The sequence below is a fragment of the Streptomyces sp. NPDC002088 genome (assembly GCF_040296605.1).
In the GTDB taxonomy this organism is placed as follows: Bacteria; Actinomycetota; Actinomycetes; order Streptomycetales; family Streptomycetaceae; genus Streptomyces.
In genome coordinates this window covers 105,478-121,090 of record NZ_JBEOXO010000023.1, presented here as the reverse complement: position 1 = coordinate 121,090, position 15,613 = coordinate 105,478, and the positions used below count along the sequence as shown (strand labels likewise).

Sequence of the window (15,613 nt, the reverse complement as noted above, 5' to 3'; positions counted from 1 at the left end):
ATGCAGGTAACACGCCGCCGTCGGCGTGTCGAGAAGGAGCATTTCGTCTTTCTCGGTAGACGCATCGGGCGCCGGATCACACTGGTCACCACGGGTGTCACCGCTGTCGCCGTGGCCGCCGTGGGCACGGCATTCGCCCAGACGCACCAGTTCGGTACCGAGCAGGTCGGCCAGAGCACCGATCAGGGCCAGGTCATCTCGAGCGACCAGTACATCGCCCCGTACGGTGACCGCCTCGTCATCAACAACGGCAAGATCATGTCGTCCTCGGTCAGCCCGGACGGCACCCATCTCGCGGCCTCGGTCACGGACGGTGGGAGTGCGCTGGCCATGGTGGACCTGAAGGACTGGAAGGTGCAGCAACTCGTCGGCACCTCCACGTCGTCGACCCCGCGCATCAGCAGCAACTCCGTGGGCCAGGAAGGCCCCACGTACTCGCCCGACGGCTCGCAGCTGTGGCTGGGCCAGACCGACGGCTACACCAAGTTCACCGTGAACGCGGACGGCACCGTCGCCAACCCCACGTCCGTCAAGATCCCGGCGGACGGATCCACGCACGCGCTGGTCGGCGAGGCGGTGTTCTCGTCCGACGGCTCCACCGTGTACTCCGCGGTCAACGGCCAGAACAGGGTGGTCGCCATCGACGCGGCGACCGGGTCCATCAAACAGAGCTGGGCCGTGGGCAACGCCCCGCGCGACATGGTCACGGTCGGCGACAAGCTCTACGTCAGCAACGAGGGCGGGCGTACGGCGAAGGACGGCGACACCACCATCAACTCGTACGGCACCCAGGTGGTGGCCGACCCGGTGACCGCTGCCACCACCACCGGCACGGTCAGCGTCATCGACCTGGCGAACCCGGATGCTGACGTCGCGAGCATCAAGGTCGGTCTGCACCCGACCGCCCTGTACGCCAAGAAGGGGGCGGTGTTCGTCACCAACACCGCCACCAACGACGTCTCGGTCATCAACACCGCCGGCGACAAGGTAGTGCAGACCATCTCCACCAAGCCGTGGCCTCAGGCCACGGTGGGCTATGAGCCCGACGCGGTGACGCTCACCGACGACGGTCACCTGCTGGTGACGCTCGGCCGCGCCAACGCGGTCGCCGTCTACCGGTACACGAGCCCGCAGGAGCCCGTCAGCTATATCGGCCTGCTCCCGACGGACTACTTCCCCGCGGAGATCGCCACCGTCGGCAACCAGGTCGTGGTCTCCAACACCCGCGGTATCGACTCCCGCCGCCCCACCACCAGCGCCGGGCACGCCACCCACGACACGACGTCGAGCGTGCAGCGGTTCACGCTGCCGGACGACAGCGTCATCAAGTCCGAGACGGCCAAGGTCTTTCAGCAGAACGGCTGGACCAGCGGCTCGGTCAAGCTGGCCAAGGGCAAGAGCACCGCGAAGGCGGTGCCGGTCCCGGGGCGGCTCGGCGACCCCTCGACGATCAAGCACGTCTTCATGATCGTCAAGGAGAACCGGACCTACGACCAGGTCTTCGGTGACATCGCCGAGGGCAACGGCGACTCGTCGCTGGCGCAGTTCGGCGAGAACGTGACGCCGAACCAGCACGCGCTGGCCGAGCAGTTCGGGCTGTACGACAACACGTACGACATCGGCACGAACTCCGCCGAGGGGCACAACTGGCTCATGCAGGCCGACAACCCCGAGTACACCGAGTCCTCGGCCGGTGAGTACGCGCGCAGCTACGACACCGAGGACGACGCGCTCGGCCACCAGAAGTCCGGCTTCCTCTGGACCGGTGCGCAGGCGGCGGGGAAGACCGTGCGGGACTTCGGCGAGTTCCAGCAGTTCCTGACCAAGCCGTCGGACGCGAGCTGGCAGAACCTGTACTGCGACGCCAAGAACATGAAGGCGACCGGGCAGAACACCGCCTACACGCTGAACTCGTCCTCGCCGATCCCGTCGCTCAACAGCGTGTCGGTGTCCGGCTTCCCGAAGTTCGACACCAGCGTCCCGGACATCTACCGGGCCCAGATCTGGAAGCAGGACTTCGAGAAGAACGGGCCGGCGAACCTGAACATGTTCTGGCTCTCCAGCGACCACACCGGCGGTCCGGCGAACTCGGCCGCTCAGGTCGCGGACAACGACCTCGCGGTCGGCGAGATCGTTGACGAGATCTCGCACAGCAAGTACTGGAAGGACTCCGCGATCTTCGTGGTCGAGGACGACTCCCAGGCCGGCCTCGACCACGTCGACGGCCACCGTGCCCCGATCCAGATCATCAGCCCCTGGGCCCAGCACGGCACCGTCGACAGCCACTACTACTCCCAGATCACGATGGTCCGGACCATCGAGCAGATCCTCGGGATCCAGCCGATGAACCAGAAGGACAGCGCGGCCAGCCCGATGACCGCGGCGTTCACCCAGAAGGCGGACTACACGCCGTTCACGGCGTTGCCCAACCGGACCGCGCTGACCGATGGTCTGGCGACCGCGCCTTCCTGCGGCCTGGACACCCCGGCGGCGCAGGACCCCACCGCGGCGGCCGTGCCGACGGCGGAGGTGCCGGCGGACAAGAAGGAGGTCGCGGCGGAGTGGGCGACCTGGAAGAAGAAGCAGCGGCTGACCGGGCCCAACGCCGTGCCCGACTACGCGAACCCCGCGCAGATGAACCACTTCACGTGGTACGAGACGCACGAGTGGAAGAAGCCGTACCCCGGCGAGGACAAGATCTTCGCGCCGGAGGACGTGCCGGGTGCCTACATCCCGTCGTCGGAGTCCGACGGCTGACGTAGGTTGATCGCGTCAAGGGGCCTCTGGCCGGTGTCACCGCCGGCCAGAGGCCCTTCTGACGTGAGCGGGCGGCGGGTTACGACTCGGAACGCGAATTGCAGCTTTGATCCGTGTGAGGAGAAGTGCTGCCCTGTGGCTGATGATCGGTGGATGCGTCCGTTGAAGCACGGCTACACCAACCACACCGTCGGCGATGGAGCCGTCGTGGCGAAGACCTATGAGGGTCCCGATGCCGAGCTCAGGCTCGATGGCGAGTACAAGCTGTTGACCCGGCTCCAGGGGCGGTTGCCTGTGCCGCCGGTGCTCGCAGCGGACGCCGGCACCCTCACGCTCGGCTTCGTGGTCGGCGTGCCCGGCCAGAAACTACTGGACGCCGGTCACTCGGCGGCGGTCCTGGAGACATGCGGGGAGCTGCTGCCCCGCATCCACGGGACCGCGCCGAACGTGCTGGCATCGGGCGCGAGTTGGCCGCTCCCTGGACAGCCCGGTGCGAGTCTGCGCTGCGCGAGCGACGCGGCGGGGGAGCGCAAGCGGGCCGCCGGCGCAGGGCTGGACCACCGACTGGTCTTCACTGTCCGCGTGCTGGTGCCCCTGGCCGTGCTACGCCTGCAGCTGCCGTACGCAGTGCCGTCCCGGAACGATCAGATTGGCCCGGTCGGGCCGGTCGGACCGATCGGTCCGACCCGGGTGACCGCACGGCCCCGGCCTGCTACGCGCCGACGGCCTTGACCCACTCGTCGATCGTGATCACGTCGGCCTGCCGGGGGAAGACCTTCTCCGTGAGCACCCGGTGCACCTCCGGGTCGCCGTCCAGGCAGCCGTCGGACAGGACGGTCAACTCGAAGTCCAGGTCGGCGGCCTGGCGGAGGGTGGACAGGACGACGCCGCTGGTGGCGATGCCGGTCAGTACAAGGTGCCCGGCGTCGGCGCCGCGCAGCACCGTGTCGAGGTCGCTGCCGGCGAAGGCGCTGACCCGCTTCTTGGTGACCACCACGTCGCCGGGCAGCGACGCGACGTCCGGGTGGATCTCGGAACCGGCATCGCTGCCGGTGAACCCACCGGCCCCGGCGATCGCGCTGAACGTCTTGTTGCGTGCGCTGATTTCAGGGTGACCGGCCCGGAAGCCGATGACGACGTAGATCACCGGGACCCCGGCCGCGCGGGCGGCGTCGATCGCCGTGCCGAGCCGCGTCAGGTAGTCGGCGGTGTCGGGGAAGCGGTCGGTGATACCCCGCTGGACGTCCATCACGAGGAGGGCGCTGTTCGTCATGCGTACTGTCCTTCGCCTTGGTTTTTCGGGACCTGGCTGTCCTGAGCGTCCAGCTTGGTCGCGGGCACGGGGGTCGCCGGAGACGAGTGGCGACCGCGCAAGACCGAGGCGAGCGCGGCGACCAGGGACATGGCCGTGGCCACGCCGAACACGGTGACGAGCCCGTCGTGGAACGGACCCGAGACCAGCTCGGGGAAGAAGCGGTGCCCGGTCAGGACCGCGACGTTGTGCGCGGGCAGGGTGTGCAGCACCCCGGTGGGCCCGAGCAGATGACTGATCGGGTTGTTGCCGAGGAACGTGGCGAACAGTGTGCTGACCGGTGGCAGCCCCGCCACCTGCGCCGCCGTCCCCGCGGGCACGCCCTGCGCCTGCAGGCCGCTGCTGAGCGTGTGCGGCAGCGAACCGGCGAGCCCGGCGATCATCAGCGAGAACGACAACCCCATCGACAGGGCGGTGCCCGAGTTCTGGAACGTCGAGCGCATCCCCGACGCCACCCCGCGCTGCTCCGGCGCGACACTGCCCATGATCGCCGAGGTGTTCGGCGCCGAGAACATTCCCTGCCCCAGCCCGCTGAGCAGCAGCAGCCCCGCGAACACCGGATACGAGAAATCGACCGGGATCGACAGCAGCCCGATGAACGAGCAGGCCACCAGCAGCAGCCCCGTCGTGGAGAACAGCCGCGCCCCGAAGCGGTCCGACAGGTACCCCGACACCGGCCCGGCGACGAGGAACCCCAGTGTCAGCGGCAGCATGAAGATGCCCGCCCACAGGGGAGTGCGCTCGAAGTCGTAGCCGTGCAGCGGCAGCCAGATGCCCTGGAGCCAGATGATCAGCATGAACTGCATGCCGCCCCGGGCGATGGAGGTGAGCAGTGCCGCCATGTTCCCGGCGGCGAACGCCCGGTTGCGGAACAGTCCCAGCCGGAACATCGGTTCCGCGATCCGCGTCTCCACGACACAGAACACCACCAGCAGCAGCACGCCCGTACTCAGCCCGCCCACCACCAGCGGATTCGTCCAGCCCGTCGAATGGCCCCCGTACGGCTGGATCCCGTACGTGATCGACGCCAGCAGCGCGCCCGCGCCCGCCGTGAACGTCAGATTCCCGACCCAGTCGATCCGCCCCGGCTTGCGGCTGCCGGTCTCCCGCAGACTGCGGTACGACCAGATGGTGCCGACCACGCCGATCGGCACGCTGACCCAGAACACCGACCGCCAGTCCACGGTGGCCAGCAGCCCGCCCACGACCAGTCCCAGGAACTGGCCCGCCAGCGCGGTGATCTGGTTGACGCCCAGCGCCATCCCGCGCTGCCGCGCCGGGAAGGCGTCGGTGAGGATCGCCGCCGAGTTCGCCGTCAGCATCGACCCGCCGACCGCCTGGACGACCCGGAAGCCGATCAGCCACAGCGCCCCGCTGCCGCCCTTGAACGGATCGAGGGACAGCGCGAGCGAGGCACAGGCGAAGATCGCGAAGCCCATGTTGTACATCCGGACCCGGCCGAACATGTCGCCGAGTCGCCCCAGCGAGACGACGAGCACCGCGGACACCAGCAGATAGCCCAGGATCATCCACAGCAGATAGCCGATGTTGCCCGGCGCGAGCGGATCCAGCCCGATGCCGCGGAAGATCGCGGGCAGAGAGATGATCACGATCGAGCTGTCGATCGTCGCTATCAGCACGCCGAGGGTGGTGTTGGACAGGGCGACCCATTTGTAGCGGTCGTCTTTCTCCTGGCCGGTGCCGGTGCCGGTGCCGGTGCCGGTGCCGGTGCCGGTATCGGCTTTGCCCAGCTTGGGGATTTCGGGCTCGGGGTTTGCGGACATCACAGCCGCTCCGTCAGTCGTTCGAGCAACGGCAGCGCCGCCACGAGTTCCCGCCGCTCGGCGGGCGTGAATTCGGCCTCCACCGCCTCCGCCAGCCGCCGCACGCTCTCCGACCTCCGGTCACCGATCACCTTGCGTCCCGCTTCGGTCACCGTCAGCACCATCCGGCGCCGGTCCGAAGGGTCCGGCCGTCGGCTGACCAGCCCCCGCTGCTCCAGCGCGGCCAGCGTCGTCGCCATGGCCTGCGGCCGGACGCGCTCCTGTTCCGCGAGCGCCCCCGGAGAATCCGGCCCGTCCCGTTCCAGTCGTGCCAGCACAGACACCTCGGACAGCGTCGTGTCCCCGACGGCGTGCGACTGCCGCAGCTTCCTGGCGATCCGGCCGACGATCAGCTTGAGCGCCGCTGCGACCTCGCCAGGGTCGTCAGCGGGCGGTGTTATCTCTGCCATGAATATTTACAATAGGCTTATCAATCTATTGTAACAATATCTGGGCCTTGGGTCGGCGACCTTGGGCCGGGGCGTCGGCTCTGTTTTTGGTGGGGCGTGTGATCGACGACCGTGTCCGGTCTCTGGGGGAGCTGACAGCGCACGTCGCCCGTGAAACGGCTGGACTAGTGGCGCCGCCGTCGGCCTGACACTGCCAACCCGCACATGCTGATCAACAAGTTCACCGCCTTGGGATCCGGCCCAGTCAGTGCGCTGTCCCTGACCGCACCGCTTCGCGGCCACGCCGCCACCCTGGAACAGCTCCGCCTCGACCGGCAGCTCGAAGAAGCCGCGGTTCATGGCCCCGCCCCGGGTCCCACCGGCGACGCCGCCATCGGCCCGTTCCCAAGCAGGTCACTACGACCGGCAGGCGGCCGCGGACGGACCGTGATCACGATCCGTCCGCGGCCGGACCGGTAATGCCGTTGCGTCATGGGTGTACGGCGTATGCCTGTGGTGGGAATGCGCTGGGTGGACGCTGTACCTTCGTCAAGGGGAATGAGGGCCGGCTCCGGGCCTTGCCCATAGGAGAGGGGATGGTGGAGATAACCACGCAGGTCGGCGCCGCCACGCAGCCCCGCGCGCCGTTGAGCAAGGAGCGGGTTCTGAGTGCCGCCGTCGCCCTGGCCGACGAAGGCGGAATGGACGCGCTCAGTATGCGCAGGATCGCGCAGGCGCTCGGTGTCGTGCCCATGGCGCTGTACAAGCACGTGGCCAACAAGAACGAGTTGCTGGACGGCATGATCGACGTCCTGGTCGGCGAGATCGACCCGCCGGCCGGTAACACCGACTGGAAGACCGCCATTCGCCTGCGGGTGCTGTCGGCCCGCCGCATGCTGCTGCGTCACCCGTGGGCACCCGAGGTCATGGAGTCGCGGATCAAGGCGCGGGCCACCCCGACTCCTGCGGTCATGGAGTATCTGGACTCGATGATCGGGATCTTCCGAACCGGGGGGTTCTCGGTCGAACTGGTCCATCACGCGATGCACGTCATGGGGAGCCGCCTGCTGGGCTTCTCTCAGGAGCTGTTCGAGGACGACTCGGACCGCGAGCCGGATCCGGATGCGATGCCGCCTGAGGAGATGGCCGCGCGCTACCCCCACATCACCGAATTGGCCATGGCGGTCGCCCACGATCAGGAGTCCATCGTCGGCTCGGGCTGCGACGACCAGTTCGAGTTCGAGTTCGCTCTGGACCTGACGCTGGACGGCCTCGAGCGGCTCCGGGGCACGATCTGATCCACCGACAAAGGACCCTGGCAGCGCCTGCCTGAGTTCTTCAGTCGTCGCCTCCGTCCAGATGCGCCTCTTTTCCGCCGCATTCCTCCTCTGCACCCCTTGACGGGTGTACGGCGTACACCTACCGTGCGATAGGAGGTGTACGCCGTACACCCGCAACGTCCGCTCCTGGTCGGCCGATGCTGGACCCGGCGATCACGAGGTGATGGGGGGAGCCTTGATGAAAGCGATCATTCAAGAGCGGTTCGGACCGCCGGACGTACTGCGGCTGGCGGACACCGACCGGCCACAGGCCGGGGCCGACCAGGTGCTGGTACGGGTGCACGCCGCCGCCCTCAACCCCTACGACTGGCACATGATGCGCGGCGACCCGTTCGTGGCGCGGCTGATGGGAGTCGGGCTGACCCGGCCGAAGTCCCGGGTGGCCGGGATCGACGCGGCCGGACGGGTGGAGGCGGTCGGTGCCAACGTGCGTGGGCTCCGGCCCGGCGACGAGGTGATGGGCTTCTGCCCGGGCTCCTTCGCCGAGTACGCGCTCACCACCGCGGACCTACTGGTGCCCAAGCCCGCCGGCCTGACCTTCGAACAGGCCGCGGCCGTGCCGATGGGGGCGGTGACCGCCCTGCGTGGCATCCGGACCGCGGGCCAGGCACAGGCCGGGCAGCGGGTGCTGGTCAACGGGGCCGCCGGTGGCGTGGGCACGTTTGCCGTGCAGATCGCCGCGGCCCTGGACGCGGAGGTCACCGGGGTGTGCAGCGCCCGCAACGTCGACCTGGTGCGCTCGCTGGGTGCCGCGCACGTCGTCGACTACAGCCGGGAGGATTTCACCGACGGGCGCGTGCACTACGACGTGATCCTGGACAACGTGGGCAACCGCCCGCTGAGCCGACTGCGCCAGGTGCTCACCCCGGCCGGGATCCTGGTGGCCAACGGCGGCGGCTCGCCCGGCCGCTTCTTCGGAGCGATGGGCTCCATGCTGCGACTGATCGCGGTCAACGCGTTCGTCCGGCAGCGGCTCCGCCCGATCCTCCCGGCGGCCCCGGCCGGGCGGACCCACGAGGACCTGCTCGCCGTCACCGCGTTCATCGAGGCCGGCAAGCTCACCCCGGTGGTCGACCGGACCTACCCCTTGGCCGACACTGCGGACGGCGTGCGCCACGTGGAGCAGGGCCACGCCCGCGGCAAGGCCGTGGTCACCATGCCGTGAGCACGCGTAGCGACGGTTCGAGCCCTGCGCTTCGCCCGCCGCAGCACGGCCGGAGCTGCCCCCGGAGAGCGCGCTGCCCGGGGATGGGGCGGCCGACTGACCGTCGCTGCCCTCGCGGCGCTCCTGCTCGCGCTGGCTGGTGCCGGTGCTGCCGAAGCGGCCGCGCCCCTCGCAGCCCCCACACGGCATCGGCCAATGCCGCCACCACGACGGCCGTGGCCCATGTCCAAGGAAAGACGCCACTGCCCACGCCGCACGTTCGTGGAGCAGGTGGCGGGCCTGACCGAGCCGCGGCGCCGTTCTTCAGCTGCGGCACGTCGGCGATGAGGGCGGCCGCAAGGGAACTCGGCCGACGTCCGGGCCGGCGTACGATTCCGCCTCGCGCGCACTGCTCCAGGCGATGCTGCGGCTGGGCAGCCGGCTGCGCCACGAGCGGCCGACGGGGGCCCTCAGCTCGAACAAGCTCGGCGTACTGAGCCACCTGCGGCGCCACGGCCCGAGCACCCCGAGCGCCATCGCTGCCGCCGAGCACCAGCAGCTCCAGTCACTCACCCGCACCTTCGCGGAGCTGGAGGCGGACGGGCTCGTCACCCGCAGCCCTTCTCCCGCCGACCGCCGCTCGTCCGTGCTGACTGTCACCGAGGCGGGCCGGGCCGCCTTCGCCCGCGACCTCGCCCAGCGCGACGACTGGCTGGCGGCGGCGATGTCCGGGCTGACCGAGATCGAGCGCCAACTCCTGGTCCTTGCCTCCGGCCTGATGCTCCGCCTGGCCGACGCCCCGGGCACTGCCCCCGCGTCCGGCGACGCGGCCACCTGTGACCTCCTCGTTCATTCGGCACAGCGCACGCCCACCCCCACTCATCACGGTAGGCCGGGCGGATGAGCCCGGCCGCCGCGCACCCGGGAACCGGGTCTGGGACCGCGCGCGACGGCCCAACCGTGCTTGTTGTTGGCCGGGAATCAGCAGTTGCGGGAACTGGTGGCAGAGAAGCAGGCGGAGGGCCGGGCGCCGGAGCAGAGGAGATAAAGGGCGATCCGCCCACGCCAAATATCCTCTCAGGCTCGGGACTTGGCATGATTGTGGTGCTCGACTGAGTCGCCGCGGGCGACGAACACGTCGGCGACCAGCGTCGGAGGGAACAGGCCGTGCTCGACGACGCCGGGGGTGGCGCCGAGCAGCGCCGCCAGGCCCGCGAGGTCGTCGATGGCACCGTGGTAGTCCGCGATAACACCGCCGTCGGGGCTGCGTGGCGCGTCGCGCAGGGAGACCGGGTGGAGCAGGCGCATGGTCGCGGCCAGCCCGAACTCGAGCAGCTCGAGCGGGACCGGCGGGTGCAGCGCTGTCACTCGTTTGCTCGAGTCGGCGATCACGACGAAGCGGTCGGCAGCCGCCGCGACAATCTTCTCCCTGGTGTGCGCGGCGCCGCCGCCCTTGACGAGCCAGCCGTCCGGCGCTATCTGGTCCGCACCGTCAATCGTGATGTCGAAGCGGTCGATGCTGCCGAACGGTTCGACCCGCAGATCGAGCATCAGGGCCGCCTCCTCGGTCCGCGGCGACGTCGCGACACACCGCAGTGACAGACCGCGGCGGGCCAGCGCAGGCAGGAGGTAGGCGACGGTCGAGCCGGTGCCGAGGCCGACGGTCATGCCGTCCTCTACCAGCTCGGCCGCAGCCTCGGCGGCACGTTGCTTCTCATGCTCGACGCTCACGTTCCTCCTCCTTGACCAGGCCAGGTCTCAGGCTCAGGACAGCCAGGCTCGGGCATGCGGTGATGCGGGTCACAGGATGAACTGCTCGACCGCGTTCGCGAAGCCCTCCTCCTCGTTGCTCGTTGTAACCCGCCTCGCCGCGCGCTGGACCTCGTGGCTGGCGTTGCCCATCGCGATGGACAGTCCCGAGTGGGCGAACATCAGTACGTCGTTGGGCATGTCGCCGATCGTGGCGATCTGTTCGGGGGAAATCTGGAGCTTGGCGGACCAGTACTTGACGACACCGCCCTTGTTGGCCTGCGGATGGGTCACATCGAGGTAGTAAGGCTGCGAGCGGGCGGCCGAGACATGCTCGCCGAACTGCGCGCGAGCTGCGACCGCGGCCGCCTCGACGACCTGGTGGTCATCGCTGACCCCGACGACCTTGGCGGTGCCCTGCTCGAGCCCGTCGAAGCCGGGAACGAGCGTGGGCGCGAACTGCACCGTCCAGCTCTCGCGATCCACGTGCGGCCCCTTCACGTCGCGGACGTACCAGTCGGCACCCCGGTAGATCCAGACGCTGAGGCCGAACGACTCCATCAGCGCGACGACCGGGGCCACCACCTCCGCGGGAATGACCTGCTGCTCGACAACGGTCATATCCGGGTTGACGATGAGACCACCATTGAAGGCGGCGAGTTCAGTGGTCAGCGCCAGGGGCTCGATGATCATGGACATGCCGCGGGGCGGTCTCCCGCTGGTCACCGCGAAGAGGACGTCGGCGTCGTAGAGCTTGTGGACCGCACGGACGGCGCGGTCGGTGAGGACCTTGTCGCTCGTGACCAGAGTGCCGTCGACGTCGGCAAGAAGCAGGCGGGTCGGGCGGGTTGGCATCACGCCTCCGTAAGCTCTGGTCGCGGCCGGTCCGGGTGGGGAGAGGCAACGGCTCATGGATGCGCGGGACCTGCGGGACGGGTTCCCGAATCGGCTTGATTTCCGAAAGTTGCAGGAGGTTACCGTCGCGGCTGGCATGAGTCCCAGTCGCGTTCCTCTCGAACAGAGGGGAAGGTCAATGCCGTTGAGGGCGCGCAATGCTTGGATGTACCCCTTGGGCTTCGATATAACCCTATAAGGGCGATGTGGCGAATATAAGGGACATGTGCGAGTGTTAAGAATTATATGGCGAAGCTCATTCGGGGCCTGACGTTCAAAATTCACACAACACATTTTGGGCCAGCCCCTGAGGGGAGCGGGCAGTGGCGCAGGCAAGTCTGGACAAGACGGCCCACGTGCTGGGGGTCGACATCGGCGGGACCGGTATCAAGGGAGCACCGGTCGACCTCGAGCTCGGCAGCCTCATCGGTGAGCGGGTCCGGATCCCGACCCCGCATCCGTCGACCCCGGGGGCAGTCGCGGACGTGGTCGTGCAGGTGCTCTCGCAGATCGGCGTCCCAGGACCGGTCGGGCTGACTCTCCCGGCAGTCATCCGGGGCGGCAAAGTCCAGACGACGTCCAATATCGACCCGTCCTGGATGGAGAAGGACGCGGCCCACCTCTTCGCACGAGCCACCGGCCGCGACGTGAGGGTAGTGAACGACGCCGACGCGGCAGGGATCGCCGAGATGCGCTTCGGCGCCGGCAAGGGACGCAAGGGCGTCGTCGTGATGGTGACGCTCGGCACCGGTATCGGCAGCGCCGTCTTCTCCGACGGGTTCCTGGTGCCCAACAGCGAGCTGGGGCATCTGCCGCTGCACCACGGGGATGCCGAGGACTGGGCCGCGGAGTCGGTGCGCGAGCACGACGACCTGTCCTGGAAGAAATGGGCGCACCGTCTGGAGACGTATCTCGAGCTCGTCCAGCGGCTGCTGTGGCCCGACCTGATCGTCATCGGCGGCGGCGTCAGCAAGAAGGCCGACAAGTTCCTGCCGTACATCGAGCTCAGGACCGAGATCGTGCCGGCGCAGCTGTTGAACGATGCGGGCATTGTCGGCGCGGCGCTCTTCGCCCCGGCCGGGAAAGCTCAACCCTAGTCTGCCGCGCTCGATATGAGCGCAGGGGCAGCACCTTCAGGGAGGCTCGCATTGAGCAACAACGACCTGGAAACACTTTCCGTCAACACGATCCGCACTCTGTGCATGGACGCCATCCAGGCGGCCGACTCCGGCCATCCGGGGACACCGATGGGAATCGCCCCGGTCGCGTACACGCTCTGGCAACGTTTCCTGCGCTTCGACCCGGCCGACCCGATCTGGCCCAACCGCGACCGCTTCGTGCTGTCGGAAGGACATGCCTCCGCGTTGCTCTGGTCGCTGCTCCACCTCACCGGCGTGCAGGCTGTCGACCCCGACTACGAGGTCCTCGGCCGACCCGCCGTGACCCTCGACGACCTCAAGACGTTCCGCCAGCTCGGTTCGCGCTGCCCCGGGCACCCGGAGTACCGGTGGACCAGCGGCGTGGAGACCACGACCGGCCCGCTCGGCCAGGGCGTTGCGACCTCAGTCGGGATGGCGATCGGCGGACAGTGGCTCGCCGCCCGGTACAACCGCGACGACTTCACCGTCTTCGACTTCGACGTGTACGCGATGGCCGGCGACGGCTGCATGCAGGAGGGGATCTCCTCGGAGGCTGCCTCGCTCGCAGCCCACCAGCGGCTGTCGAACCTTTGCTGGATCTACGACTCCAACCGGGTGACGATCGAGGGCCACACCGACATCGCGTTCACCGAGGATGTGGCGGCCCGGTTCATCGGCTACGGCTGGAACGTCACCACCGTGGCCGACGCCAACGACCTCGACTCCGTGGCCCGCGCGCTGCACACCTTCAAGTCCGAGAATGAGCGCCCGACGCTCATCGTGGTGCACAGCCACATCGGCTACGGGTCACCGGTCGAGGACACCCCGAAGGCGCACGGCGCGCCGTTCGGCGTGGAGGGCGTCAAGTCAACCAAGCGATTCCTCGGGATGCCGGAAGACAAGGACTTCTTCGTTCCCGACGGCGTCTACGAGCACTTCGCCGCAGGCATCGGCGCGCGCGGTCGCGAAGCCCGGACGAGCTGGGAGGCTCGAATCGAGGCCTACCGAACCACCCATCCCGAGCTCGCCGACGAGCTGGAGCGCATCCAGCGGCGTAACCTGCCGGAGGGCTGGGAGTCGGCGCTGCCGACCTTCCCGGCCGACCCCAAAGGCATCGCCAGCCGTGACTCCAGCGGCCAGGTGCTCAACGCGCTTGCCCAAGCCGTGCCGTGGATGCTTGGCGGGTCGGCGGACCTTTCACCGTCGACCAAAACCAACCTCACGTTCCCCGGCGCCGGCGACTTCCAGGCCGATGACCGCTCGGGGCGCAACCTCCACTTCGGGATCCGCGAGCACGCCGCCACCGCGATCACGAACGGGATGGCGCTGACCAAGCTGCGCCCGTACTGGTCGGGGTTCCTGATCTTCTCGGACTACGCACGCGGCGCGATCCGGCTTTCAGCGCTGATGGAGATCCCGGTCGTGCACATCTTCACCCACGACTCGATCGGGGTCGGCGAGGACGGTCCCACCCACCAGCCCGTCGAGCAGCTCGCGTCGCTGCGCGCGATGCCGGGACTGCTGGTATTCCGCCCGGCCGACGCGAACGAGGTCGTCGAGACCTGGCGGATCGTCGCCGCGCTCAGACACGAGCCGGCGGTGCTGGTCCTTTCCCGTCAGGCACTGCCGACCCTCGACCGCTCCGAGATGGGGGCCGCATCCGGGGTGGCCAGGGGAGCCTATGTTCTGGTCGACGCGGCGGACGGCAAGCCCGACGTCATCCTGCTCGCCACCGGGTCGGAGGTGCAACTCGCGCTCGCGGCCCGTGACGAGCTCGCCGCCGAGGGCCTCGCGGCTCGCGTGGTCAGTATGCCCTGCTGGGAATTGTTCGACCGCCAGCCCAAGGAATACCGCGACTCGGTCATCCCGCCCGGGGTCAGGGCCCGGGTCGCCATCGAGCAGGCGGCGACCCTCGGCTGGGACCGTTACGTCGGCGACGGCGGCGCGGTCGTCGGCATGCACACGTTCGGGGCATCGGCGCCGCTCAAGATGCTGCTGACCAAATTCGGCTTCACTCCCGAGAAGGTCACCCAAGTTGCCCGCGAGTGCGTGGCCGCCGGTAGGGAGCAGGCGTGAACGTAACCCAGGCGCTCCATGAGCAGGGCCAGAGCATCTGGCTGGACAACAACGACGCGATCCGCGCGAAGGCGGCGGGCGGGCACAAGGGCGAGGAGCTGTTCTTCGAGCCGGCCATCGAGGACCTGCAGCGGGCCGCCGACCTGTTCCTGCCCATCCACGAACGCACCGACGGCGTCGACGGCTGGGTCTCGCTGGAGGTCTCGCCGCTGCTCGCCTACGACACGCAACGAACGGTGGCGGCCGCCCAGGCGCTGCACGCCAGGGCCGACCGACGCAACCTCTTCATCAAGATCCCCGGGACGCCCGAGGGGCTGCCGGCGATCGAGGAGGCCATCGCCTCGGGCGTTCCGGTGAACGTGACGCTGCTGTTCTCGGCAGACCACTACCGGGCCGCGGCTGACGCCTACCTGCGTGGCGTCGAGCGCCGGGTGCAGGCCGGCCACGACCCCGCTGTCGGCTCGGTCGCGTCGGTGTTCATGTCACGCTGGGACGTGGCGGTCAAGGACACCGCACCGGCCGGCCTCACCGACACCCTCGCCCTCGCCGTCGGCCTCGACGTGTACCGGGCGTACCGCGAAGTGATGGGCTCGCAGCGCTTCCAGCGGCTGGAGAACGCCGGCGCGCGAATGCAGCGGCTGCTCCGGGCCAGCACCAGGACGAAGGACCCGGCCGCCTCCGACACGCTTTACGTCCACGGTCTGGCCGCGCCGTTCACGGTCAACACGATGCCCGACGACACCCTGAAAGCCTTCTTCGACCATGGCGAGATCGGAGAGACCCTGCCGTCGGACGGGGGCGAATCCGAGGCAATGCCGGCCCGCTTCGCGAGCGCGGGCGTCGACGTCAAGGCGCTTGCCGCCACGTTGCAAAGCGAAGGCGCCAAGTCCTTTGTCGCGGCCTGGAACGACCTCATGGAGCGAATCGACGTGCAGAGCAAGGCCGTGGCCTGACCTCGGCGCCGAGCGGCCGGACTGAACCCATCAGAGG

Annotated in this window: 13 protein-coding genes; 8 read left to right on the top strand and 5 right to left on the bottom strand. The window is 68.9% G+C overall.

Annotated features, from left to right (window positions below; translation table 11 throughout):
- Positions 1 to 2,757, top strand: coding sequence for an alkaline phosphatase family protein (locus tag ABT114_RS37100; protein ID WP_351147656.1), 2,757 nt, complete (start codon positions 1 to 3; stop codon positions 2,755 to 2,757).
- A gap of 153 nt (positions 2,758 to 2,910) precedes the next feature.
- Positions 2,911 to 3,489: a phosphotransferase gene (locus tag ABT114_RS37095; RefSeq protein WP_351147654.1), complete on the top strand. Its 579-nt coding sequence runs from the start codon at positions 2,911 to 2,913 to the stop codon at positions 3,487 to 3,489.
- Here the strand turns inward: ABT114_RS37095 and ABT114_RS37090 are convergent.
- The 3 genes from ABT114_RS37090 to ABT114_RS37080 are packed head-to-tail and all read right to left on the bottom strand — an operon-like array spanning position 3,470 to position 6,302.
- Positions 3,470 to 4,030 (bottom strand): cysteine hydrolase family protein, encoded by a 561-nt coding sequence (locus ABT114_RS37090; protein WP_351147651.1) that lies wholly within the window; start codon positions 4,028 to 4,030, stop codon positions 3,470 to 3,472. The two genes, ABT114_RS37095 and ABT114_RS37090, sit on opposite strands and share 20 nt — an antisense overlap.
- Positions 4,027 to 5,853: an MFS transporter gene (locus ABT114_RS37085; RefSeq protein WP_351147648.1), complete on the bottom strand. Its 1,827-nt coding sequence runs from the start codon at positions 5,851 to 5,853 to the stop codon at positions 4,027 to 4,029. Before ABT114_RS37085 ends, ABT114_RS37090 begins: the two co-directional genes overlap by 4 nt.
- Complete coding sequence (locus ABT114_RS37080) at positions 5,853 to 6,302, bottom strand: MarR family winged helix-turn-helix transcriptional regulator (protein WP_351147645.1); 450 nt, start codon at positions 6,300 to 6,302, stop codon at positions 5,853 to 5,855. Before ABT114_RS37080 ends, ABT114_RS37085 begins: the two co-directional genes overlap by 1 nt.
- 575 nt (positions 6,303 to 6,877) lie before the next feature.
- Here ABT114_RS37080 and ABT114_RS37075 point away from each other — a divergent pair.
- The 3 genes from ABT114_RS37075 (at position 6,878) to ABT114_RS37065 (ending at position 9,669) form a co-directional block, all read left to right on the top strand.
- Positions 6,878 to 7,579: a TetR/AcrR family transcriptional regulator C-terminal domain-containing protein gene (locus tag ABT114_RS37075; RefSeq protein WP_351147642.1), complete on the top strand. Its 702-nt coding sequence runs from the start codon at positions 6,878 to 6,880 to the stop codon at positions 7,577 to 7,579.
- A gap of 220 nt (positions 7,580 to 7,799) precedes the next feature.
- Positions 7,800 to 8,786: an NAD(P)-dependent alcohol dehydrogenase gene (locus tag ABT114_RS37070; protein ID WP_351147639.1), complete on the top strand. Its 987-nt coding sequence runs from the start codon at positions 7,800 to 7,802 to the stop codon at positions 8,784 to 8,786.
- Between the two features lie 400 nt (positions 8,787 to 9,186).
- Positions 9,187 to 9,669: a MarR family winged helix-turn-helix transcriptional regulator gene (locus ABT114_RS37065; protein ID WP_351147636.1), complete on the top strand. Its 483-nt coding sequence runs from the start codon at positions 9,187 to 9,189 to the stop codon at positions 9,667 to 9,669.
- Between the two features lie 173 nt (positions 9,670 to 9,842).
- On the opposite strand, the gene rpiA is transcribed toward ABT114_RS37065, so the two are convergent.
- Positions 9,843 to 10,496, bottom strand: coding sequence for a ribose 5-phosphate isomerase A (gene rpiA / locus ABT114_RS37060; protein WP_351147634.1), 654 nt, complete (start codon positions 10,494 to 10,496; stop codon positions 9,843 to 9,845).
- 69 nt (positions 10,497 to 10,565) lie between these two features.
- Positions 10,566 to 11,369, bottom strand: a complete 804-nt coding sequence (locus ABT114_RS37055) for a Cof-type HAD-IIB family hydrolase (RefSeq protein ID WP_351147631.1) — start codon at positions 11,367 to 11,369, stop codon at positions 10,566 to 10,568.
- 362 nt (positions 11,370 to 11,731) lie between these two features.
- Between ABT114_RS37055 and ppgK the strand changes: the two genes are divergently transcribed.
- From ppgK to ABT114_RS37040, 3 genes are read left to right on the top strand one after another with little or no spacing between them, the layout of a single operon-like run.
- Positions 11,732 to 12,505 carry a polyphosphate--glucose phosphotransferase gene (gene ppgK / locus ABT114_RS37050; protein ID WP_351147628.1) on the top strand — a complete coding sequence of 258 codons (774 nt, stop codon included), beginning with the start codon at positions 11,732 to 11,734 and terminating at the stop codon, positions 12,503 to 12,505.
- A gap of 51 nt (positions 12,506 to 12,556) precedes the next feature.
- Entirely contained in the window at positions 12,557 to 14,623 is a 2,067-nt protein-coding gene (gene tkt / locus ABT114_RS37045; RefSeq protein ID WP_351147625.1) for a transketolase, read from the top strand.
- Complete coding sequence (locus ABT114_RS37040) at positions 14,620 to 15,576, top strand: transaldolase family protein (protein WP_351147622.1); 957 nt, start codon at positions 14,620 to 14,622, stop codon at positions 15,574 to 15,576. Before tkt ends, ABT114_RS37040 begins: the two co-directional genes overlap by 4 nt.
- Positions 15,577 to 15,613: the final 37 nt, after the last annotated feature.